The sequence below is a fragment of the Methylovulum psychrotolerans genome (assembly GCF_002923755.1).
Taxonomy (GTDB): Bacteria; Pseudomonadota; Gammaproteobacteria; order Methylococcales; family Methylomonadaceae; genus Methylovulum; species Methylovulum psychrotolerans.
Map to the genome: position 1 here is coordinate 31,870 of NZ_PGFZ01000007.1, position 21,075 is coordinate 52,944.

Below are 21,075 nucleotides of genomic sequence, written 5' to 3' on the forward strand. Positions count from 1 at the left end.
AGTTACAACTTCAGGCGCGTAGCTCAGTTGGTTAGAGCACCACCTTGACATGGTGGGGGTCGTTGGTTCGAGTCCAATCGCGCCTACCAGATTTTCTTAAGCACTGCAACGCAGTGCTTTTTTATTGCACAGAAATTAATCGAATAGACTCAAAAATGCCAGTCATTACTCTTCCTGATGGTTCTCAGCGTGATTTTGCACAAGCTGTAACGGTTATGGATGTTGCCAAATCGATAGGTTCCGGTTTGGCGAAGGCGACGCTGGCAGGTAAGGTTGACGGTCGGTTAGTGGATGCCAGTTATCTGATTGACGACGCTGTCAGTCTGCAAATCATTACCTCCAAAGACCCTGAAGGGCTGGACGTTATCCGCCATTCTACGGCGCATCTTCTCGCCCATGCGGTCAAGCATCTGTTTCCCGAAGCGCAAGTCACTATAGGGCCGGTCATAGAAAACGGTTTTTATTATGACTTCGCCTATCAACGCCCCTTTACCCCTGACGATTTGGCCGCCATTGAGGCGGAAATGCAGCGTCTGGTGGCTCAAGACCTTCCCGTTAAGCGTTTGGTTTTGCCCCGGGATGAGGCAAGCGGCTTTTTTCGTGGCTTAGGCGAGCATTACAAAGCCGAAATCATTGATGCCATCCCTGCCGATCAAGATTTGTCTTTGTACGAGCAAGCCGACTTTACCGATTTGTGCCGTGGCCCACACGTTCCCAGTACCGGGAAACTAGGGGCTTTCAAACTCATGAAGGTTGCTGGGGCTTACTGGCGTGGCGATGCAAATAATGCCATGTTGCAGCGTATCTATGGTACGGCTTGGCTGGATAAAAAAGCCTTACAAGACTATTTGCACCGCTTGGAAGAAGCGGAAAAACGCGATCACCGTAAGTTGGCGAAAACATTAGATCTATTCCATAGTCAAGAAGAAGCGCCTGGAATGGTATTTTGGCATGAGAAAGGTTGGGCGTTATACCAGCAAGTCGAGCAGTATATCCGTGCCAAATTGCGTTTGAACGGTTATGCCGAAGTCAAAACCCCGCAATTGGTTGACCGCTCCTTATGGGAGAGGTCTGGGCATTGGGATAAGTTCGGCAGCATGATTTTTACCACCCATTCGGAAAACCGCGATTACGCGATTAAGCCGATGAACTGCCCTTGCCATATCCAGATATACAATCAAGGCTTGAAAAGTTACCGGGATTTGCCGATCCGTTTGGCGGAATTCGGTTCTTGTCACCGTAACGAGCCGTCGGGTACTTTGCACGGTTTGATGCGGGTTCGCAATTTCGTTCAAGATGATGCCCATATCTTCTGTACTGAAGGCCAGATCCAAGCAGAGGTTGCCACTTTTATTGACTTGCTGTTTGCGGTTTATAAAGATTTTGGTTTTGAAGAGGTTATTATCAAGCTATCGACCCGTCCGGAAAACCGCGTCGGTGACGATGCCGTTTGGGACAAGGCCGAAGCCGCCCTGCAACTGGCGTTGGACAGCAAAGGCTTGGCTTGGGACTTGCAGCCCGGCGAAGGGGCATTTTATGGCCCTAAAATCGAATTCTCTTTAAAAGATTGCATCGGTCGGGTCTGGCAATGTGGTACTATCCAAGTTGACTTCTCCATGCCTAGCCGTTTAGATGCCGTGTATATTGCCGAAGATGGTTCCAAACAAGTGCCGGTGATGCTGCACCGGGCTATTTTGGGGTCTTTAGAGCGTTTTATCGGCATCCTGATTGAACAACATGCGGGAACGTTTCCGGCTTGGTTGGCTCCCGTGCAAGCCGTAGTGATGACCATTGCCGACCGCCATCATGCGTATGCGGGGCAGGTAGCGGATAGTCTTGCGCAGCAAGGTTTCCGGGTCAAAATAGATTTGAGAAATGAAAAAATAGGATTTAAAATCCGCGAGCACTCTATGCAACGCATACCGTATCTGGTCATTATCGGTGACAAAGAATTAGAACAACAAACAGTTACGGTGCGGACGCAAAAAGGTGACGATTTAGGCAGTCTGACAATCCATGAATTTACCGAACAGTTAAAACATACGGTTGCAGACAGAAAATAATAGTATTTTTGGAGGATTAAGGTATCGCTGCTAAAAAAGATGAAACTCGTCTGAATGACATGATCACCGCCAGACGGGTGAGGGTAACCGGCGCAGATGGGGAGGCGTTAGGGATTATCTCTTTAGATGAAGCCAAACAACTTGCGTATGCGGCAGACTTGGATTTAGTGGAAATATCGCCAAATGCGGATCCTCCGGTTTGCAAAATAATGAACTATGGCAAATTTCAGTTTGAGCAAAATAAAAAACTGCAAATTGCCAAGAAAAAACAAAAGCAGATTCAAGTTAAGGAAATCAAATTCAGGCCGGGTACGGATGAAGGCGATTATCAGGTTAAGTTAAAGAGCCTAATTAAGTTCCTTAATGACGGCGATAAAACCAAGATTACCGTTAGGTATCGCGGGCGCGAAATGGCGCACCGTGAAATCGGTATGGACCAGCTGAAGCGTATCGAAAAAGACTTGGAAGAAATCGCCATTGTCGAGCAGTTCCCTAAATTGGAAGGGCGGCAAATGATTATGGTCATGGCGCCCAAAAAGAAAAAGTAAGGGTAAGCCCCTTACCCGCCAGTGCCGGACGCGCTGGGTAAACGTGCCTTAGGGCGCCGTTAATTCTTCAGGGCCATGCATTTTGCCTTGTTGGGTTATATCTCAGGGATTTTGTATTTTTAATTATTGGAGCAAACAAATGCCAAAAATAAAAACTAACCGCGGTGCCGCCAAGCGTTTCAGACGCACTGGCAACGGCGGCTTTAAGTGCGGCCAGTCGCACCGCCGTCATATCTTGACGAAAAAGACCACCAAAAGAAAAAGACAGTTGCGTAAGCCTGCTGCCATTCATCCATCTGATCTGCGTATGGCGATACGCATGATGCCCTATAGTTAAGGAGCTTATTCATGCCTAGAGTAAAACGTGGTGTCACAGCCAGAGCCAGACACAAAAAAGTCTTAAAACAAGCGAAAGGTTATTATGGTGCGCGTAGCCGCGTCTACCGCGTCGCTAAACAAGCGGTTATTAAAGCCGGACAGTATGCTTACCGCGACCGCAAACAAAGAAAACGCCAATTCCGCGCGTTATGGATTGTCCGTATTAACGCCGCTTCGCGTATTTATGGCATTTCCTATAGCCGTTTGATCAATGGCTTGACTAAAGCCAATGTTGCTATAGACCGTAAAGTGCTGGCCGATATTGCCGTGCGTGATATTGCCGCCTTCGGTGAGATAGCTAAAATTGCTATCGCCAATCAAAGCAAACCTTAATCGGCCTTAACGCGTCGGTCTTGGCCTAGCCACCCCTTTCGGGGCGGCTAGGCTTTAGGTGTTAAGCCAAACCATAAAAATCCCTTCTCCACTCATACAGCGAGCTAATCCGTGTCCGCTACTTTAGAAGACATTCTCGCGCAAGGCTTAGAAGAGCTTGTTCGGGCAACAGACCTTAACCAACTCGATCAGGTTCGTGTCCAGTATTTGGGCAAAAAAGGCCTGTTTACCCAGCAGATGAAAGAACTGGGTACGTTGGAGCCGGAACAACGCCGCGCTGTCGGCCAAGTCATCAATCAAGCCAAAGACCAATTTCAAGCCCAGTTAGACAGCCATAAGGAACGTTTGGAAGCTGCCGCTTTGGCCGCACGTCTTGCCAGTGAGCGGGTCGATGTCAGTTTGCCAGGTCGTGGCCAAGCGGCGGCGGGTCTGCATCCGGTGACCACTACGCTCAGGCGTATCGCCAAAATTTTTACCAGCGTCGGCTTTACCGTCGTTGAGGGGCCGGAAATCGAAGACGATTACCATAACTTCGAAGCCCTGAATATCCCCGCCCATCATCCCGCCCGCGCCATGCACGATACTTTTTATATCGACTTGCATACGGTGTTGCGGACGCATACCTCGCCCGTGCAGATCAGGGTCATGGAGTCGAAGACCCCGCCCCTGAAAGTGATTGCCCCAGGTCGGGTGTACCGTTGCGATTCTGATATTACCCATACGCCGATGTTCCATCAGGTTGAAGGCTTTTTGGTCGATACCGATGTCAGTTTTGCCGACCTGAAAGGCGTGGTGTACCAGTTTTTACGCGCCTTTTTTGAAAAGGACATTCAAGTACGCTTCCGTCCGTCGTATTTTCCGTTTACTGAACCGTCCGCCGAAGTCGATATCGAGTGTGTGATGTGTAATGGCGCAGGTTGCCGGGTCTGTAGCCAGACCGGGTGGCTGGAAGTCATGGGTTGCGGGATGATCCATCCGGCGGTGTTCAAGTCGGTGAATATTGACAGCGAACGCTATAGCGGCTTTGCGTTTGGCATGGGCGTGGAACGCTTGGCCATGCTCCGTTACGGCATTAACGATTTGCGGTTGTTTTTTGAAAATGATCTCAAATTCTTAGAACAATTCAATTAAGCAGGAACTTATCCGACATGCAAATTAGTGAAGCCTGGTTAAGGGAATACGTCAATCCGGCCATCAGCACCCAAGAATTGGTCGCCCAATTGACTATGGCAGGCCTTGAGGTCGATTCGGTCACCCCTGCCGCCGCTGTGTTCAGCGGCGTGGTCATTGGCGAAGTGTTGGCGATGGTACAGCACCCTGATGCTGACCGTCTGCGCGTCTGCCAAGTAGAGGTAGGGACGGGCGAGCCTTTGCAAATCGTTTGCGGGGCAAGCAATGTCCGCGTCGGCTTAAAAATTCCGGCGGCTTTATGCGGTGCGGTGTTGCCGGGCGATTTTAAAATCAAAAAATCCAAGTTGCGCGGTGTTGAGTCGTTCGGCATGTTATGCTCGGAGAAAGAATTAGGTTTGGCGGCGGATGCCCACGGCCTGATGGAATTGTCCGCCGACGCGCCGGTCGGTGTCGATATCCGTGAGTTTTTGGCTTTGGACGACCAACTGATTGAAGTTGACCTGACCCCTAACCGGGCCGATTGCCTGAGCGTCGAAGGTATCGCCCGCGAAGTCGCGGTGTTGAACCGTATGGATTGGTCGGCGTTGCCGATGGCGGTTTTGGCGGTAACGGAAGCGGATGCTTTGACGGTGGCGGTGGAAGCGACGGACGCTTGCCCTCGCTATTTGGGGCGGCTAATTACTGGCGTTAATGTCAAGGCCGAAACGCCGCTATGGATGCAAGAGCGCCTGCGCCGTTCCGGGGTGCGTAGTTTGGGTCCGGTAGTTGACGTCACTAATTATGTGCTATTGGAATTGGGTCAGCCTTTACATGCCTTTGATGCCGATAAGCTGGAAAGCGGCATAACTGTCCGTTGGGCCAGAGAGGGTGAAGATTTGGCCTTATTGAATGGCCAGACCATTACTTTGGACGGCGAAGCTTTGGTCATCGCCGATGCCAAGCAGCCTTTGGCGTTGGCGGGGGTGATGGGCGGCAGTGCTTCGGCGGTCAGCGACAGCACCCAAAATGTGTTTTTGGAATGCGCGTTTTTTACCCCGTACAGCATCGCCGGTAAAGCCCGCCGCTTTGGCCTGCATACCGATTCTTCGCACCGTTTTGAACGCGGCGTCGATGCGACCTTACAAGACCGTGCCATTGCGCGGGCAACCCAATTGATAGTCGACATTGCCGGCGGTAGCGTCGGCGGCATTACCGAGGTCACCACGGCGGCTACCTTACCGCAACGTCCGGCGATTTTGGTCAGACGGCAGCGCATCGAAAAAATCTTAGGCATGGTGCCTGACGATGCCGTGGTGCTGGATATTTTCCAACGTTTAGGGATGGTGGTGCTTGCCGAAGCCGACGGCTGGCAAGTTACCCCGCCCGGTTTCCGGTTCGATATTGCCATCGAAGCCGATTTAATCGAAGAAATCGCGCGTATTTACGGCTATAACCAGTTACCGAGCAGCAGTCTGTTAATGCGGGCGGACTTAGGTAAGGCCACTGAAAGTGTTCTGGATATCAGCCGCGCTGCCGATGTGTTAGTGGACAGGGGCTACCAGGAAGCCATCACCTATAGCTTTGTTGACGAAGACATCCAAAAAGCGGTGGCACCCGATGATGACGTTATCCGCCTGAAAAACCCGATTTCTTCTGAGTTGGCGATCATGCGCACCACTTTATGGTGTGGCTTGTTGAAGGCGGCGTTATATAATACTAACCGCCAACAAAGCCGGGTCAGGTTGTTTGAAACTGGCCTGCGTTTTGTGAAAAGCGGCGGCGTTACCCATCAGCAACGCCGTTTGGCAGGTTTGGCCTTAGGGAGTGCCTTGCCTGAGCAGTGGGGCGAAACCACGCGTAAACTGGACTTTTTCGACATTAAGGCCGATGTCGAGGCATTGTTCGCCTTAACAGGCCGTACCGTGCGTTTTGCCGCCGCCACCCACGCTGCCCTGCATCCGGGGCAATGTGCGCAGGTTTTGTCGCTGACGGGTGATGTGGTCGGCTGGCTGGGGATGTTGCATCCGACGCTGGAAAAGCAATTGGGCTTTGACACCCCGGTCTTTTTGTTTGACTTTGACCAAGCCTTATTGCTGGATAAGCAAGTGGCGGCTTTTAAGCCGTTATCGAAATTCCCGTCGGTACGGCGGGATTTGGCTTTGATTGTCGAAGAAGAAGTCACTGCCGATGCCGTCAGCCTCTGTATTCAGGCGTGCGGCGAACCGATGTTGCAGAATGTGGTCATTTTTGACATTTATCGCGGCAAAGGGGTTGCAGAAGGCAGCAAAAGCGTGGCGTTAAGCCTGCATTTACAAAATGATTTACAAACGCTAACCGATGCTGAGATTGACGCGATAGTAAGCCGAATCTTGGCCAGATTGACTAATCAAATCCATGCAAAATTGAGGGACTAACTAAATGGCATTAACAAAAGCAGATTTTGCTGAAAAATTGTTTGACGAACTGGGGTTGAACAAACGCGAAGCTAAAGAAATGGTGGAACTGTTTTTTGAAGAAATTAAAAGTTCTTTAGAGCAAGGCCAGCAAGTAAAAATTTCCGGTTTCGGCAAGTTTGAGTTGCGTGACAAAAGCAGCCGCCCCGGCAGAAACCCCAAAACGGGTGAAGAAATACCGATTACCGCCCGACGGGTAGTGACCTTCAGATCCGGCCAAAAACTCAAAGCCCGTGTCGAAGTGTACGCCGGTGCCGAATAAGCTTTACCAGCTTATGTCCGTAGAGGACAAGGGCCGTTAAGCAGGTTTAACCCTATAGGCCTGATAGTCAGATGGGGTTTATAGGCTTGCCGACGGCCTGATATTCCCGCATAAAAAAGCCCCAAGGTTATCCCGATAGCCTTGGGGCCTAAGTCAAAAGCCTGTTATGGGCCTTCGAAATTATAACGATTTATACAAATCTAACGCTTTTTGCAATTCGCTGGCTGATTTTTGCACATCGCCTTTGTTGGCTGAAATTTGCCCTTGCACAACGTTATCGTTAGCTTGTTTCACGATAGCATCATGGCCGCTGATTTTTTCAGACGCTGTACGCGCCGCTTTCAAATGTAAACGGGCGGCAGAGAAGTCGCTTTTATTGACTTCTTCCAAGGCTTTTTCAACATGCGCAATGGTTGCGGCTGTGTCAGAAACCGCACCTTTTGCCGCTTCTTCGGCGACTGCAAAGGTGCTGGCACCTAAAGACATCGCCATGAAGCAAGCCAGCGCAGTTTTTTTAATGATATTCATAAATGTGAAAAGCCTTTAATTTAAATGTGGATTAGGGGAGGGTTGGTGCCAGGCTCCTAACGGAGCAAATGGCAACCAGCCCCTATGATAACGTATTAATGGCAGAGCCACCTGATTAATTGCTCTAGAAGGTGTCTTTGCTGGCGGTAAAGGCCGCATGGCTGTTGACGGGTGTCTTGGCAGCGGAAAATGTCTATCTATTTAGACGCTACGCTAGCGTGTACTTTAGCGTGGCTTCTTTGGTAACCTCAATTAACCGCCTGGTGATGTCGGCAAAAGAAGGCCGCCGCTTACTGTCATCCGCCAAACATGCCGACTGTAACTCTGTAAGAAGCTTAAGGGCATTCAGGCCGTTAGCTGTGGGATGGCAGCGTTCAAGCAATTCTTCTAAGAGGCAACCAAAAGCTCTGACTTCAAGCCGCTCTAGCCCATCGGCAATGTCCTTATCATGGGTCGGGTAAAACGATGCCGCACCGAAATCGCCAAGCAATGCCCGTCCCTGAGCGCAATGCAGAATATTATGGCCATAGAGGTCGCCATGCAGGATGCCTTGCTGGTGCAAATGCTGGGCGGCCGAAGCAATGCCTTCTGCTATCTGTAAGACCATCGGCAAATCGAAACGGGTATCTGAGGGGTAAATGTCGCGCGTGCAAGACACAAAGCTAGGAGGCTCTGCCAGCGTGCTGAATGCCGGGCTAATCAGTTCCAGCACTAAGCCGCTGATACCCGACGGATGGCCGCTCACCCTGCCCAACACTGTAATGAGATTGGGATGTTGTCCGGCCGCGACGGCTACCGCCATTTCAGAATGTGGCAAGCCGTCACTGGTCACCGCACCTTTGAACAGCTTGGCCGCAACATGACAAGAGCTGCCGTCAGGCTTATGATAGTTAACGCGATGAATAAACCCAGACGCGCCCTCGCCTAACAGATGCTCACAATCTAGGCTATCCCAGGGAATATCGGCAACCGAAGCCGTCAGTATCCTGTTTTCCCATTCAGCCCCGAAGGGATTGCCGGAATAGGCCAGCCACGATAAGCGCGGCAAAGACAATAACCAAGCCGGTAAACTATTAAGCCGATTGGCGGCGATACGGAGTAATTCAAGCCGTTTGCAGTTGGCCAGGGAGTCGGGTAAGGTTTGGAGATGATTGCCGGCCAACATTAGCTTTTGCAGTTGGGTGCAGTTCCCTATTGCCTCAGGCAACTCTCCGATCGCGTTATCCGTCAGAATCAACCACCGTAACGCAGCAGGGAGCGCCTTGGCGGGCACTGTGCGGATGTGGTTGGCCTTAAAGCCGATCATGCTCAGTTCAGGGCAACTGCCCAGCACTTCCGGCAATACTGTGAATTGGTTATCGGAGCAGAACACGATACGCAGCTTACTCAGCCGTGCAAAATCATCGGGGAGTTCAGAGAGCGCGTTGCCGGATAGGTCAAGAATCTCCAGCGTATCCGCTAGGCTCATAATCTCGCGGGGGAAACGGCTTAGGCCACAGGACAGTTTCAGATGGCGAATACCGGCAAGCGCACCGGAGCGGAGTTGGTCGATTGTTTGCATTGCTAAGCCTTTGACATTACTGAAATACCCTGCGTGTCTATTTAACGCCGGAAGTGGTTTTTCTACATTATCAGCGAAGGGTACGCTGCGTATATCCTTAGCCGCCAAGTAAGAGAGGTATGGCCTATCTTACTTGGCTAGGCCGCTGTCCGCAAACGCCTGTGATGCCACAACCACTGCCAAATAAGCCCGGAAGTGCCGCACAGACAGTTTACTGTTTGTATTACGGCCTTGAATCTGAGTAAGTGGCCCGGCTGCCTGTCTCAGCTTGCGTCACTTTGGGGTGCTGGTGGATTAAAGTCTGTCCGAAGTGGTGGCTACCTAAAAATGGTCTAGACTATTGGCCTGTTATCCAAGGTTGAGGGTTTAGGGTAAAATGTCCCGATAAATCTGAGTTTATTCAGTTGATCGATAGGGGTTAAAATCAGTGCGTTTAAAGCGGAAAACCCTAATAACGCTATGAAAGACATTTTTATTGATTTTTTGAAATCGGACATTCTTGCCCTTAAGTTTTGCTGCCTTGTAGTTATTCTTAAGTGAGCAGAAATTCATCTATTTTTTTCTTTCATGTTTAAACTAAAACACTTCCAACTGGCTTTAAGCTTTTATACCCGCTTACCCACCCCGCAAAATCTAGATTACCAACAACTGCCCCAGGCCAGTGTTTATCTGCCGTTGGTGGGGTGGATGGTGGGGCTTGGGTGCGGGTTGGTGTTTGCTGGAGCGGCGTTGTTATGGTCGCCATGGACGGCGGCTATTTTGGCGGTGGTGGCGGGAATTTTTTTAACAGGGGCGTTCCATGAGGACGGTTTTGCCGATGTTTGCGACGGTTTTGGCGGCGGTTGGGGGCAGGAGCGGATTTTGGAGATTATGAAGGATTCGCGGGTGGGCGCTTATGGGGCTATCGGCATTGGTTTGTTGCTGCTGTTAAAAATCAGCGTGTTGGCGGCACTGCCGATGGCTGTTGTGCCGTGGTTGTTGTGGGCGGGGCATAGTGCTAGCCGTTTGCCGCCGTTGTTGTTGATGCGCCGTTATGAATATGCGCGGATCGGCGCTAGCAAGGGTGCGGCAGGGGTGTTTAAGCCGAACAGTCGGGCGTTGGGCTTTGCGGCGTTGTGTGCGCTGTTGCCGTTGCTGGGTCTGCCGCTGTGGTGTTGGTGGGCGGTGTTGCCGATGTTGGCGGTTAACGCGCTGTTGGGCGGGTATTTTTACCGTCAGATCGGCGGTTATACCGGGGATTGCTTGGGGGCGGCGCAGCAAGTCGCGGAGGTGGTGTTTTATTTGGCGGTGAGCGGGTTATGGACATTTATTTAATCCGCCATACCCAGACGGCGGCGGCACCTGGTTTATGTTACGGGCGTACGGATATTGGTTTGACGGCGGGTTTTACTGAGGAGTTGCAGAAAATCCGCGCCAAGTTGCCGCCGTTGGCCAGCGATTGTTTGGTGTTTTCTAGCCCTTTGCAGCGGTGTCGGCTGTTGGCGGAGGCGTTGTCGGGGCAGGTGCGTTTTGATGACCGTTTGTTGGAGATTAATTTCGGGGCTTGGGAAAATACGCCTTTTACCGCGATTGACGAAGCAGCGTTACGGTATTGGACGGAACATTTTGTCGAGAGTACTCCGCCGGATGGCGAAAGTTTTACCGATTTATGGCGGCGGGCGGGGGCGTTCTGGCAGGATTTGGTCTGTCATGAGGCCAAGCAAGTCGTGGTGGTGACACATGCGGGGACAATCCGGGCGTTGTTGGCGCAGGTGTTGGATTTGCCGTTGGCGAATGCTTTTCAGTTCCGTATCGGGTTAAGTTCCGTGCATAAGCTGCATTACACGCCTGACTATACTTATATCGATTATCTTAACCAATAAGTGCTATGAAGACTCTTTTTATCGGCGGTGTTAAAAGCGGTAAGTCGCGCTTGGCGGAGGCGTATATTTTGGCGCAGGCGGGGCAGGTGCAGCCGTATTATTTGGCGACGACCGAATTGCTGGATGTGGGGATGCGGGCGCGGATTGCCGAGCATCAGGCGCGGCGGCAAGCGGCGTTTAGTACCTTGGAGGAGCCTCTGGACTTATTGGCGGCGGTACAAGGTTGTACCGCGCCCGTGTTGGTGGAGTGTGTGACCATGTGGCTGAACAATATGCTGTATCACCACTATGGCGAGGCGGAGATTTTGGCGCGTTTGGCGGCGTTATTGGCATGGCCTGGCGATTTGGTGCTGGTGCATAATGAAGTGGGTTTAGGCGTTATCCCGGATAATGCTTTGGCGCGGCAGTTTGTCGATTTGTCGGGCAAGGCCGCGCAGATGATGGGCGCGGCTTGTGATAAGGTGTTTTTTTGCAGCGCGGGCTTGGCCTTGCCGATGAAGTGAGGCGGTCAGGGGAATAGTTGGGGTTCGCTCGCCGCTGTCCAATCGGGATATTTGCGCATGATGGTGTGGAAGTGTTCGGAGGCCAAGAAATTGTCTAGCCACTGCTGGAGGGCAGTATAGCCGCTGTGTTGGAACCAGTGCGGGTCGACGGCGGCGAATTGGCGGACGAACGGTAAGATAGCGGCATCGGTTAGGGAAAAATCCGCACTGCTTAGCTGGGCGTGCTGTTGCAAGCGCCCATTCAGTATCGCCAAAAATTTGCTGCCTTGTTGCCGATAATACGCTAAAGGGTAATCGGGATAGCGGTCGGCGTATTTGTAGCGGTCTAAAAAATATTTAAATTCGCCGTCGTTTTGGGCGATGAGCGCAGGGTCGGCGGGCTTGAGCCAGTTTGCGGGGTCTTGTTGGCCTAATGCCCAGTGCATAATGTCCAAACTTTCTTCTAGCACTATGCCGTCGGGTAAGTGCAAGACGGGGACGGTAGCCTTAGGTGAGAGGGCGAGCAGTTCTGGCGGCTTGTTTTTTAACGCCACTTCCCGGAGTTCGGTGCGGATGCCGCTATAGGCTAGGGCGAGTCTTGCCCGCATGGCATAAGGGCAACGGCGGAAGCTGTAGAGAATGGGTAGGGTGGCAGACATCGGGTTATGGATGGGTTGAAAAAGAGCTTATTAATTCAGAAGGCAAGCGGGAAAGCAAGTTTTCCTTGTCTTCCAGCCGTTGCCAGACGGCAACTTTAAGTTGCTATTCGGCGACAAAAACCTATAATGTTCGCTTGCTTTTAGGTTCCGGCGGATAAATGTCTGTCGGTTAAACGGGAAGTCGGTGCTTTAAGCCGACGCTGCCCCCGCAACGGTAATTCAGTAAAGGCTTGTCGAAATGCCACTGTGCTTTGTGCATGGGAAGGTGACAAGTCAGGCTCCTGCCACTGTTAAGCCCGGAGACCGGCCTAAAAGCGTATTCGGCACAGCGGCGGGCTGTTCTGCGAAATAAGGCTATGGCGCATTTCCTTGTGCGTAGGCCTGCTTTTGTGTCTGTCCGCGCTGTGATTCTCTTTTCACGATGCGCGGGCGGCGCAGAGGACATCATGCAAAAAATTATAGCCACTCCTTTTTTAAGTCTTATTATCCCTTTTTCTAGCGTTTATGCCGGGCAACCCGTCGATTTGCCAGGCGTTGTTGTGACCGCGACCCGTGCTGAAACCTTGCAAAACGAACTGGCGGCAGGGGCTACCGTCTACACGCGGCAAGATATTGAGCGCTTGCAAGTCAAAACCTTACCCGATTTGTTTAAAGGCACGCTAGGTGTTGATATTGCCCAGAGCGGCGGCTATGGGCAAACTACCGATTTGTTTTTGCGCGGGACTAACCCTGGGCATGTCTTGGTGCTGATTGACGGCATTAAGGTCGGCTCGGTCACTACCGGGACAATGCCTTATGAGTTGATCCCTATTGACCAAATCGAGCGCGTGGAAATCGTTAGGGGGCCGCAATCGAGCTTATACGGTTCGGAAGCTATCGGCGGGGTGATCCAGATTTTTACCCGCAAAGGCAGTCATGGTGATGATAAGCCGCATGTCAGTTTGCAAGCGGGCGGTGGCTCTTATGACACGGCCCATACTGCCGGGACGGTCAGCGGTAATCTGGGCCGCAATTGGTATAATTTGGGGGTGTCGCATATTGATTCGGCAGGCTTTAATGCTAAACAACACAGCGACCCTGACCGTGACGGTTATGAAAATACGGGGGTCAATGCCCGGTTTGGCCATCGGTTTGCCAATGCTGCCGAAATTGAGGGGTTTTTTCTCCGGTCACAAGGCACTAACCAATATGATTCCAGTTTTGGCGGCAATAATTCGGCGTTTATCAATCAAGTGTTTGGCCTGACCGGGCAGATGGATGTACGAAAAGATTGGCATACCTTATTACGCTTGGGCCGCAGTACCGATGATTTGGACACTTTTTTCCCGGACGGCAGTTTCGAGAGCCGTTATAACACGACCCGCTGGAACGCCAGTTGGCTGAATCAGGTGCGCTTAAGCGATGCCCATCAGTTGACGGTCGGTGCGGATTACCGTTTGGATGAAGTGGCGAGCGGTGATTTGGATACTTATAGTCCGGGTTTTAATACTTATAGCCAAAAGTCGCGTTATGATGCCGGGCTGTTTTCGGAACTGCATAGCCGGGTGTTGGAGCGGCATTTTCTCAATGCTTCGGTGCGGGGCGATAAGAATGAGGCTTTTGGCGATTATGTGACGGGCAGTGTCGGCTGGCGTTATAACTCAGTGCTGGGCATTAACCCTTTCGCGAGTTTCGGTAATGCTTTTAAGGCTCCGACCTTTAATGAGCTGTATTGGCCGAATACCGGGTTTGGCGGCGGTAATCCGCACTTAAAGCCGGAAGAGTCGCAATCGGTTGAAGTGGGGGTGTCCGGGGTGCATAAACAAGTGCAATGGGAGTTACGCGCGTATCATACCGATGTCGACCAGCTTATTTCCGGCTGGCCGCCTGTCAACATCAATAAGGCGCGTATTGAAGGCATTGAAGCGCAATTGGTGACGGATTTCTTGGGCTGGCATCATAAACTCAATCTGAATTTGTTGAATCCGGTGGATGTGGCGACGGGCCTGCGTTTGCAGCGCCGTGCCGATAAGTCCTTGTCATTTGATTTGTCGCGCTCTATCGGGGTGTTTGATGTTGGGGCGGCGGTGTTGGCGCAAGGCGACCGCCCGGATATTGACTACAATACTTATCCTTATCAGCGCGTCAGTCTGCATGGTTTCGTTACCGTAGATTTGCGTGCCGCTTGGCATATCAATAAAAACTGGCTGCTCAGCGGTAAATTGAACAATTTGCTGGATGAAAATTATCAGACAGTGAATGGTTATAATACCCCTGACCGAAACTTTTTTGTCTCAATCCATTATAACGATTAAGCTACACGGTATGGGTGTTGTTTGGCCGTTTGGTAACGCCCCGCTGAAGCCTTGAGTAGGGCTTAAATACGGGGTGATGACAGTTTTTTATGTAATTTGGAGAATCTTATGAAGTTGACTATGAATAATACGGCTATTTTGCCATTGTTGGCCTTGATGGCGGCGACCCGCGTGCATCATTTCGGTTCGGCGTGGTCTTTGCCGGACGCGTCGCTGGCGGTGTTTTTTCTGGCAGGCCTGTATGTGAGCCAACGGGCTTGGCTGGCGGGTCTGTTACTGGCGGCAGGATTGTTGGATTATCTGGCGATTAACCAATTTAACGTCAGCGATTGGTGTATGTCGCCTGCTTATGGGTTTCTGATCCCGACTTATGCGGTTATGTGGTTGGCCGGGCGGTATTGCCGCTTGTTTATGGCGGCGGGCCAACAGGGCTGGTTGTTGTTGATGGCGTTGGCGGCGGCTTCGGCTTCGGTGGCGTTTGTCATTTCCAACGGCAGTTTCTTTCTGTTCTCAGGCCGTTATGCCGATATGCCGATGGTGGATTATAGCCTTTCGGTCAGCCAGTATTTTCCCGCTTATGTTGGTGCGGCGGTGGCTTACGCAGTGGCGGGTTTTGCGGTGGTTAAGGCCGTTGGGGTGTTGATGGCGGCGGTTGGGCAAGAAAAAGCCGTTTAAGCCTTTTGTAACCCGCCCAAGGCCAGGGTGTCCCTGGCCTTGGGCGGGTTGATACCGTTTAGGCGATAAAGCCGTAATCCGCCAAGCTGGTGTTGGCGTTAGTGCCGAGAATGGCGATGGTCGTCAATTCGCTGGCGGTCACTTGCGCGTCGGCATTGGCGGCGGTAAATAAGAAAATGCCGCTGGCCGTGCCGTTATCGACCACGAACAAGGCGGTTTTGCCGACCGTATACGCGGCGGTTGCCGAGCCGATGGCGGCGGCGGCAGAACTGGTGGTGATGCCGCCGCTGATGTTTTGCTGCATAATCACCAATTCCGCGCTATTGGCAAAACCGCCTGTGCCGGAAGCCCTCACTGCACCGCCGTCCACTAAGGCATTGCCGTTACCGATGTGGATGCCCGCTTGGCTAAACAGCAATTTATCGGCACCGGCAGCAAAGTCATTGACCACATCAAAGCCTATGGTGCTGTTAAAAATAAATGTATCGGCCCCCGCCCCGCCGGTCAGTTTGTCCGTACCCGCCCCGCCTGTTAGGGTGTTGGCATTGGCGGTGCCGATCAAGGTGTCGTTAAAGCCGCTGCCAATCAGGCTTTCAAAATTCAATACCGTGTCTGTTCCAGCCCCTAGGGTATTTTGTGCGCCGCTGATACCTAAGTTGATGCTGACACCTGCGCTGGCGTTGGCGTAGGATACCGTGTCGGTGCCGTCCAGGCCATTCAGGATGTTGTTGCCGGACGTACCGGAGAGGGTGTTGTTGAGGGCGTTGCCCGTGCCGTTTAATCCCCCTGCGCCTAAGAGGTTCAAGTTTTCCAGTTGGCTGCCCAAGGTATAAGGGATACTGCTGTTAACGGTATCTAGGCCGGAGTAATCGCTGATGACATCGCCCGCATTATCAATAAAATAGGTGTCGTTGCCTTCGCGCCCGTTCATATAGTCGGCACCGCCTGCCCCGTTCAGGATGTTGTTGCCTGCATTCCCTGCTAAGGTATCGTTACCTGCTTGGCTACCCGTGAGGTTTTCGATATTGCTTAAAGAATCCCCTAAGGCATCGCCGCCTGTGGCGGTGTTATCCCAGAGCCGGACAGTTACGGGGAAGGCCGAATCAAGGTAGCTGGCGGTATCGGTGCCTGTGCTGCCATCTAAGCTATCTCTGCCTGTGCCGCCCGTTAAAATATCGTCACCCGCCCCGCCGTTGAGGGTGTCATTATCGCCGCCACCGAATAATTTGTCGTTGCCAGCACCACCAAAAAGTACGTCTCTTCCGTCATTGTTGTTGCCGCTAGGGCTGCTGCTTAGGTAGCCATATACTACATCGTCGCCCTGTTCGCCGAACAAGCGGTCGTTACCTGTGCCGCCGGATAGGCTATCGTTACCTAAGCCACCAAATAAGTCGTCGTTCTTGTTGTTGATGTCTGGATTGGTATCGCCCGTCAACGTGTTGTTGGTGTTGGCGGTCGCTAAGATGGCATTGCCCGCCGTCAGGCTACCTGGTAGGACATGGAGGAAAAAAACGTCATTTTCAAAACCATTGGCATAATAAATAAGCGCGGAATCAAGAGTGGTGGAGAGAAAGCTGAGGGCTTTAATGGTGTCAAAGTCGCTGATGCCCAGGGCGGTTACGTCAATTTTATCTTGGGTGACATCAAAATCGGTGATGGTGTCATTTTGCGAACCGCCGCCGAAGTTTAAGACAAAAGTGTCGGGGCCTGCACCCCCAGTCATAAAATCGTTGCCTGAACCGCCATCCAATTTGTCGTTACCGTCGCCGCCAAATAATTGGTCGTTGCCAGTGCCGCCGAAAATTTTGTCGTTACCCGCGCCGCCGTATAATAAGTCGGTGTCGCCGTTCGCCGTGCCGTAAACGGTGCTGGCAGTGTTGCCATAGAGAATATCATCGCCGCCTTCGCCGAATAAGCGGTCATTGCCGAGGCCTCCTGAGAGGATATCGTTACCGAGGCCACCGAACAGGTCGTCTTTCATGTTGCCGCCGTTCAGGGTGTCGTTGCTGATGTTAGTGGCAAAGATAAAGTTCGCGGCGAACAGGTCGTCTTTGCGGATGCCGACCATGAGGGTAGTTGTCCAAATGTCATTACGCGAAAAGCCTAAGACAGCGTTATTATTGCTATCTTCGAATAAGAGGCTTTGTAGGGTGGCAAAATCGGCAATGCCCAACTGTCTCAGGTCGATGCGGTCTGCACCCAGCTCGAAATCGGAGATACTGTTACCGATAGAGGTGCTTTCGGTATCAATGACGAAGGTGTCTTGTCCCGCCCCGCCGATGTAATAATCGCTGCCGTTGCCGCCGTCTAAAATATCGTTGCCGTTACCGCCGTAGAGGGTATCATTGCCGTCACCACCGTAGAGGGTGTCGTTACCGTCAAGCCCTACCAGTACATCATCTCCGCCTAAACCCAAAATTTGGTCGTTACCTGCCGTGCCGTTCAGTTGTTCGCCTGCATTAGTGCCTGTGATTGCCATAAGATTATCCTTGTTAAGTAAGGTGTTAAAGAGGAGGGTAGAAGCTTTGCAAAGCTTGGCGGGTGTCGCCGCCATTATCCGCTTGAAGCTGGGCGACATTCAAGAAATTATTAGACAGAATATTTTTGTGTAACTTGGTAAAATGTTCCGTGAACTTTTTCATGCCAACTGTCCGTGAGTTAACTATGCCTAATAAAATATTCAAGAAAAGCCAACCCAAGCCCAGTATTACCTTAGTGCCTAGTTTGGGTTTGGATGTTGATGACCTTGTTACCGATTTTAAGCGTAATTATAGCCATCGTCTAGGCCGCGACCAAAACTGCCGCTCGCCACATTATGCTTACGAGGCTTTATCGCTGACCGTCAGTGACCGTCTGATAGAGCGGTGGAAAAACACTTACAATGCCTATCGTGACCAGGATTGCCGCCGTGCTTATTATCTGTCAATGGAGTTTCTGATGGGGCGGACGCTGAGCAACGCCATGCTCAACCTCGGCATCAGCGATGCGGTGCACAAAGCCATGCATGACGTAGGGTTAGAGTTGGAAGAGTTGTTGGAAAGCGAACCCGACGCAGGTTTGGGTAACGGCGGCTTGGGACGCTTGGCGGCTTGTTTTATCGACAGTTGCGCGACTTTGCAATTACCTGTGACCGGGTACGGCTTGCGTTACGAGTACGGGATGTTTACGCAAACTATTGCCAATGGCGAACAGGTGGAAAAGCCTGACCATTGGCTGCGCTATGGGAATATCTGGGAAATAGAGCGTTCCGAATACGCTTACCGTATCAAGTTTGGCGGCCATACCGAGCGGCATATTGACGAAAACGGTAATGTGCGGGTGTGTTGGTTGGATACCCATGACATTTTGGCGATCCCTTATGACACCCCAGTACCCGGCTATCAAAACGGCACGGTCAATACCTTGCGCTTATGGAAAGCGGCCGCTACCGAAGAGTTTGATTTGCAGGAGTTTAATGCGGGTGATTATGCCGAGTCGGTAGCGGCAAAAAACACCGCCGAAAATATCACGATGGTCTTGTATCCTAACGATGCCAATGAAAACGGTAAGGCATTACGCCTGCGCCAACAATATTTGCTGGCTTCAGCCAGTTTGCAAGATGTGATTGCCGGTTGGGTGCGCGATCATGGTCGGCATTTTGCCCATTTTGCCGAAAAAAACTGCTTTCAGCTCAATGATACCCACCCCAGTATCGCGGTGGCGGAACTGATGCGCCTGTTAATGGACATTCATGGCTTAAGCTGGGATGCGGCTTGGAAAATTACCCGAAACACGATGGCGTATACTAACCATACTCTGTTGCCGGAAGCATTGGAGCGTTGGTCGGTCGGCCTGTTCAAGCAGTTGCTGCCTAGGTTGATGGAAATTATTTTTGAAATTAACGCCCATTTCTTGGCCGAAGTGTCCACACATTGGCCGGGTGACAATGAGCGCTTAAAACGTATGTCCTTAATTGAGGAAGGCCCGCAGCAATATGTCCGCATGGCGTATTTGGCGATAGTCGGCAGTTATTCGGTCAATGGTGTGGCGGAACTGCATTCTAAGCTGTTGCAACAAGGCTTGTTCCGGGATTTTTATGAGCTATGGCCGCAAAAATTCAATAACAAAACCAATGGGGTCACGCCCCGCCGCTGGTTGGCGGCCTGTAACCCTGAATTGGCTGAGCTATTGACCGAAACCATCGGTGATGGCTGGATAACGGATTTGTCAGAGTTGCAAAAACTCAAACCGTTTGCCGAGGATAAAAAATTCCGCAAACGTTGGCATACCGTCCAACAGGAAGCTAAACAGCGGTTGATTGATTTTAAAAAGCAGGAATTGGATGTGGACTTAAAGGTCAATGCCTTGTTTGATGTCCAGGTTAAGCGTATCCATGAATATAAACGTCAGTTACTGAATGTCCTGCATGTTATCCATCTGTATGACCGTATCAAACGCGGTGACATCGCCAATTGGACGAACCGTTGTGTGTTGATTGGCGGTAAGGCCGCGCCGGGGTATTTCATGGCGAAAAAAATCATTAAATTGATTAATAATGTCGCTAATGTCATTAACCATGACCCCGAAGTGGGCGATAAGCTCAAGCTGGTGTTTTTGCCGAATTACCGTGTCTCGGCAATGGAAAAGATTTGTCCGGGCACGGATTTGTCGGAACAGATTTCCACGGCGGGTAAGGAAGCGTCCGGTACGGGTAATATGAAGTTTATGATGAACGGAGCCTTGACTATCGGCACTTTAGACGGTGCGAATATTGAGATTAGGGAAGAGGTGGGCGACGATAATTTCTTTTTGTTTGGCTTGACCGAAAGCCAGGTGGAAGAACTGCGCCACCATTACGACCCGGTGTCGATGATCGAAAACGATGTCGATTTAAAACGGGTGTTGATGCTGCTGGAATGCGGGCATTTTAGCCAATTTGAACCGGGTATTTTTGATGCGGTGATCGCCTCGCTGAAAAGTCCGCAAGATCCGTGGATGACGGTGGCAGATTTCCGCAGTTTTATCGATGCCCAAAAACAAGTGGAAAAGGCTTATAAAGACCAAGACCGCTGGACAAGAATGAGTATCTTAAACTGCGCGGGTAGCGGTAAGTTTTCTACTGACCGGACGATTAATGAATATAATCAGGAAATATGGAAACTGACCCCTGTGCCGATCAGCCACCCTTAAGCATGTTCCATATTGTTTTATACGAGCCGGAAATCCCCGCCAATACCGGCAATATTATCCGCTTATGTGCCAATGCGGGGGCATCGTTGCATTTGCTTAAACCCTTGGGGTTTGCGATGGACGATAAGAAGTTGCGCAGGGCAGGGCTGGATTACCACGAATGGGTAACGGTGCAAACCCATGACTCGTTGGCGGATTTTCTGGCGGCGGTTAAGCCGGCGCGGCTATTTGCGCTGACCACCAAAGGCCGCCAGCGGGTTTGTGATGCGGCTTTTCAGGCGGGTGACGCGCTGTTGTTCGGCCCTGAAACCCGTGGCTTGCCGCCTGAGGTGTTGGCGGCTTGCGGCGAACCGCAGTGCTTGTATCTGCCGATGCAGGCGGAAAGCCGGAGCCTGAATTTGTCCAATACCGTGGCGATTGTGTTATACGAAGCGTGGCGGCAAATGAATTTTGCCGGGGCTTTGGTGAAGTAAAGGCATACCTAGCGCCCGCTAGCGGTGCGGGCCGGTTTTAGCCACCAATGAGGCTGTTTTTATGTGGATTATTATTTTTATCGTCGCCGTGCTGTTTGTCTTAGGCAGTGCCTTGCTGTTATTGCGCTCGGCGAACATGCCGAAAATCCCCGCACAGCTAAAATCAAAGCCTTATGATGACGATGATAGCGGGTGGTGATGTGTTTTTTGTTGTTTTCAGCCTAA

General features: G+C 51.4%; 20 protein-coding genes, 1 tRNA gene and 1 riboswitch. Of the genes, 16 read left to right on the plus strand and 5 right to left on the minus strand.

Annotated features, from left to right (window positions below):
• Window positions 1-12 precede the first annotated feature (12 nt).
• The 8 genes from AADEFJLK_RS14820 to ihfA all read left to right on the plus strand — a co-directional run bounded on the left by AADEFJLK_RS14820 (window position 13) and on the right by ihfA (window position 7,147).
• Window positions 13-89 (plus strand) — tRNA-Val (locus AADEFJLK_RS14820).
• A gap of 66 nt (window positions 90-155) precedes the next feature.
• Window positions 156-2,063: a threonine--tRNA ligase gene (thrS, locus tag AADEFJLK_RS14825; protein ID WP_103974813.1), complete on the plus strand. Its 1,908-nt coding sequence runs from the start codon at window positions 156-158 to the stop codon at window positions 2,061-2,063.
• A gap of 23 nt (window positions 2,064-2,086) precedes the next feature.
• On the plus strand, window positions 2,087-2,611 hold the full coding sequence (infC, locus tag AADEFJLK_RS14830; protein WP_088620412.1) for a translation initiation factor IF-3: 525 nt from the start codon (window positions 2,087-2,089) through the stop codon (window positions 2,609-2,611).
• A gap of 139 nt (window positions 2,612-2,750) precedes the next feature.
• Window positions 2,751-2,948 (plus strand): 50S ribosomal protein L35, encoded by a 198-nt coding sequence (gene rpmI, locus AADEFJLK_RS14835; RefSeq protein WP_088620413.1) that lies wholly within the window; start codon window positions 2,751-2,753, stop codon window positions 2,946-2,948.
• 11 nt (window positions 2,949-2,959) lie between these two features.
• On the plus strand, window positions 2,960-3,322 hold the full coding sequence (gene rplT / locus AADEFJLK_RS14840) for a 50S ribosomal protein L20 (RefSeq protein WP_088620414.1): 363 nt from the start codon (window positions 2,960-2,962) through the stop codon (window positions 3,320-3,322).
• Between the two features lie 132 nt (window positions 3,323-3,454).
• Window positions 3,455-4,453: a phenylalanine--tRNA ligase subunit alpha gene (pheS, locus tag AADEFJLK_RS14845; RefSeq protein WP_249028065.1), complete on the plus strand. Its 999-nt coding sequence runs from the start codon at window positions 3,455-3,457 to the stop codon at window positions 4,451-4,453.
• A 17-nt stretch (window positions 4,454-4,470) separates the two neighbouring features.
• A complete protein-coding gene (gene pheT, locus AADEFJLK_RS14850; RefSeq protein ID WP_088620416.1) occupies window positions 4,471-6,846 on the plus strand; it encodes a phenylalanine--tRNA ligase subunit beta in 2,376 nt (791 codons plus the stop codon).
• Window positions 6,847-6,850: 4 nt separating this feature from the next.
• Window positions 6,851-7,147, plus strand: coding sequence for an integration host factor subunit alpha (ihfA, locus tag AADEFJLK_RS14855; RefSeq protein ID WP_088620417.1), 297 nt, complete (start codon window positions 6,851-6,853; stop codon window positions 7,145-7,147).
• A 180-nt stretch (window positions 7,148-7,327) separates the two neighbouring features.
• Here ihfA and AADEFJLK_RS14860 read toward each other — a convergent pair whose 3' ends face one another.
• Window positions 7,328-7,675 carry a hypothetical protein gene (locus AADEFJLK_RS14860; protein WP_088620418.1) on the minus strand — a complete coding sequence of 116 codons (348 nt, stop codon included), beginning with the start codon at window positions 7,673-7,675 and terminating at the stop codon, window positions 7,328-7,330.
• A gap of 208 nt (window positions 7,676-7,883) precedes the next feature.
• A complete protein-coding gene (locus AADEFJLK_RS14865; RefSeq protein ID WP_103974815.1) occupies window positions 7,884-9,236 on the minus strand; it encodes a leucine-rich repeat-containing protein kinase family protein in 1,353 nt (450 codons plus the stop codon).
• 567 nt (window positions 9,237-9,803) lie between these two features.
• On the opposite strand from AADEFJLK_RS14865, the gene cobS reads away from it, so the two are divergent.
• The 3 genes from cobS to AADEFJLK_RS14880 are packed head-to-tail and all read left to right on the plus strand — an operon-like array spanning window position 9,804 to window position 11,601.
• Window positions 9,804-10,550 carry an adenosylcobinamide-GDP ribazoletransferase gene (gene cobS, locus AADEFJLK_RS14870; RefSeq protein ID WP_103974816.1) on the plus strand — a complete coding sequence of 249 codons (747 nt, stop codon included), beginning with the start codon at window positions 9,804-9,806 and terminating at the stop codon, window positions 10,548-10,550.
• Window positions 10,535-11,098, plus strand: a complete 564-nt coding sequence (gene cobC / locus AADEFJLK_RS14875) for an alpha-ribazole phosphatase family protein (RefSeq protein ID WP_088620224.1) — start codon at window positions 10,535-10,537, stop codon at window positions 11,096-11,098. The genes cobS and cobC overlap by 16 nt, the downstream gene beginning before the upstream one ends.
• 5 nt (window positions 11,099-11,103) lie before the next feature.
• Window positions 11,104-11,601, plus strand: a complete 498-nt coding sequence (locus AADEFJLK_RS14880; RefSeq protein ID WP_088620225.1) for a bifunctional adenosylcobinamide kinase/adenosylcobinamide-phosphate guanylyltransferase — start codon at window positions 11,104-11,106, stop codon at window positions 11,599-11,601.
• A 5-nt stretch (window positions 11,602-11,606) separates the two neighbouring features.
• Here the strand turns inward: AADEFJLK_RS14880 and AADEFJLK_RS14885 are convergent, their stop codons facing one another.
• Entirely contained in the window at window positions 11,607-12,239 is a 633-nt protein-coding gene (locus AADEFJLK_RS14885; protein WP_103974817.1) for a glutathione S-transferase, read from the minus strand.
• A 125-nt stretch (window positions 12,240-12,364) separates the two neighbouring features.
• Window positions 12,365-12,565, plus strand: a riboswitch (cobalamin riboswitch).
• Window positions 12,566-12,685: 120 nt separating this feature from the next.
• On the opposite strand from AADEFJLK_RS14885, the gene AADEFJLK_RS14890 reads away from it, so the two are divergent.
• Window positions 12,686-14,533, plus strand: a complete 1,848-nt coding sequence (locus tag AADEFJLK_RS14890; RefSeq protein WP_103974818.1) for a TonB-dependent receptor domain-containing protein — start codon at window positions 12,686-12,688, stop codon at window positions 14,531-14,533.
• Between the two features lie 108 nt (window positions 14,534-14,641).
• On the plus strand, window positions 14,642-15,208 hold the full coding sequence (locus AADEFJLK_RS14895) for a hypothetical protein (protein WP_103974819.1): 567 nt from the start codon (window positions 14,642-14,644) through the stop codon (window positions 15,206-15,208).
• A 58-nt stretch (window positions 15,209-15,266) separates the two neighbouring features.
• Here AADEFJLK_RS14895 and AADEFJLK_RS14900 read toward each other — a convergent pair whose 3' ends face one another.
• Both AADEFJLK_RS14900 and AADEFJLK_RS24595 read right to left on the minus strand, forming a co-directional pair.
• On the minus strand, window positions 15,267-17,687 hold the full coding sequence (locus AADEFJLK_RS14900; protein WP_170065127.1) for a beta strand repeat-containing protein: 2,421 nt from the start codon (window positions 17,685-17,687) through the stop codon (window positions 15,267-15,269).
• 25 nt (window positions 17,688-17,712) lie between these two features.
• Window positions 17,713-17,850 (minus strand): hypothetical protein, encoded by a 138-nt coding sequence (locus tag AADEFJLK_RS24595; protein ID WP_170065128.1) that lies wholly within the window; start codon window positions 17,848-17,850, stop codon window positions 17,713-17,715.
• A 22-nt stretch (window positions 17,851-17,872) separates the two neighbouring features.
• Here AADEFJLK_RS24595 and AADEFJLK_RS14905 point away from each other — a divergent pair, with 22 nt between their 5' ends.
• The 3 genes from AADEFJLK_RS14905 to AADEFJLK_RS24600 all read left to right on the plus strand — a co-directional run bounded on the left by AADEFJLK_RS14905 (window position 17,873) and on the right by AADEFJLK_RS24600 (window position 21,049).
• Window positions 17,873-20,377, plus strand: a complete 2,505-nt coding sequence (locus AADEFJLK_RS14905) for a glycogen/starch/alpha-glucan phosphorylase (RefSeq protein WP_103974821.1) — start codon at window positions 17,873-17,875, stop codon at window positions 20,375-20,377.
• Window positions 20,378-20,379: 2 nt separating this feature from the next.
• The gene (gene trmL, locus AADEFJLK_RS14910; RefSeq protein WP_103974822.1) at window positions 20,380-20,850 is read left to right on the plus strand and encodes a tRNA (uridine(34)/cytosine(34)/5-carboxymethylaminomethyluridine(34)-2'-O)-methyltransferase TrmL; all 471 of its coding nucleotides are present in this window, start codon (window positions 20,380-20,382) and stop codon (window positions 20,848-20,850) included.
• 61 nt (window positions 20,851-20,911) lie between these two features.
• Window positions 20,912-21,049 (plus strand): hypothetical protein, encoded by a 138-nt coding sequence (locus tag AADEFJLK_RS24600; RefSeq protein WP_170065129.1) that lies wholly within the window; start codon window positions 20,912-20,914, stop codon window positions 21,047-21,049.
• Window positions 21,050-21,075: the final 26 nt, after the last annotated feature.

Excerpts from the sequence above, each read along its gene's own strand:
- AADEFJLK_RS14865 (WP_103974815.1), bottom strand. The coding sequence starts at position 9,236 with ATGCAAACAATCGACCAACTCCGCTCCGGTGCGCTTGCCGGTATTCGC.
- thrS (WP_103974813.1), top strand. The coding sequence starts at position 156 with ATGCCAGTCATTACTCTTCCTGATGGTTCTCAGCGTGATTTTGCACAA.
- AADEFJLK_RS14860 (WP_088620418.1), bottom strand. The coding sequence starts at position 7,675 with ATGAATATCATTAAAAAAACTGCGCTGGCTTGCTTCATGGCGATGTCT.
- AADEFJLK_RS14880 (WP_088620225.1), top strand. The coding sequence starts at position 11,104 with ATGAAGACTCTTTTTATCGGCGGTGTTAAAAGCGGTAAGTCGCGCTTG.
- AADEFJLK_RS14885 (WP_103974817.1), bottom strand. The coding sequence starts at position 12,239 with ATGTCTGCCACCCTACCCATTCTCTACAGCTTCCGCCGTTGCCCTTAT.
- trmL (WP_103974822.1), top strand. The coding sequence starts at position 20,380 with ATGTTCCATATTGTTTTATACGAGCCGGAAATCCCCGCCAATACCGGC.
- ihfA (WP_088620417.1), top strand. The coding sequence starts at position 6,851 with ATGGCATTAACAAAAGCAGATTTTGCTGAAAAATTGTTTGACGAACTG.
- AADEFJLK_RS14890 (WP_103974818.1), top strand. The coding sequence starts at position 12,686 with ATGCAAAAAATTATAGCCACTCCTTTTTTAAGTCTTATTATCCCTTTT.
- AADEFJLK_RS14905 (WP_103974821.1), top strand. The coding sequence starts at position 17,873 with ATGCCTAATAAAATATTCAAGAAAAGCCAACCCAAGCCCAGTATTACC.
- AADEFJLK_RS14900 (WP_170065127.1), bottom strand. The coding sequence starts at position 17,687 with ATGGCAATCACAGGCACTAATGCAGGCGAACAACTGAACGGCACGGCA.
- rpmI (WP_088620413.1), top strand. The coding sequence starts at position 2,751 with ATGCCAAAAATAAAAACTAACCGCGGTGCCGCCAAGCGTTTCAGACGC.
- AADEFJLK_RS24600 (WP_170065129.1), top strand. The coding sequence starts at position 20,912 with ATGTGGATTATTATTTTTATCGTCGCCGTGCTGTTTGTCTTAGGCAGT.
- AADEFJLK_RS24595 (WP_170065128.1), bottom strand. The coding sequence starts at position 17,850 with ATGAAAAAGTTCACGGAACATTTTACCAAGTTACACAAAAATATTCTG.
- AADEFJLK_RS14895 (WP_103974819.1), top strand. The coding sequence starts at position 14,642 with ATGAAGTTGACTATGAATAATACGGCTATTTTGCCATTGTTGGCCTTG.
- rplT (WP_088620414.1), top strand. The coding sequence starts at position 2,960 with ATGCCTAGAGTAAAACGTGGTGTCACAGCCAGAGCCAGACACAAAAAA.
- pheT (WP_088620416.1), top strand. The coding sequence starts at position 4,471 with ATGCAAATTAGTGAAGCCTGGTTAAGGGAATACGTCAATCCGGCCATC.
- cobC (WP_088620224.1), top strand. The coding sequence starts at position 10,535 with ATGGACATTTATTTAATCCGCCATACCCAGACGGCGGCGGCACCTGGT.
- cobS (WP_103974816.1), top strand. The coding sequence starts at position 9,804 with ATGTTTAAACTAAAACACTTCCAACTGGCTTTAAGCTTTTATACCCGC.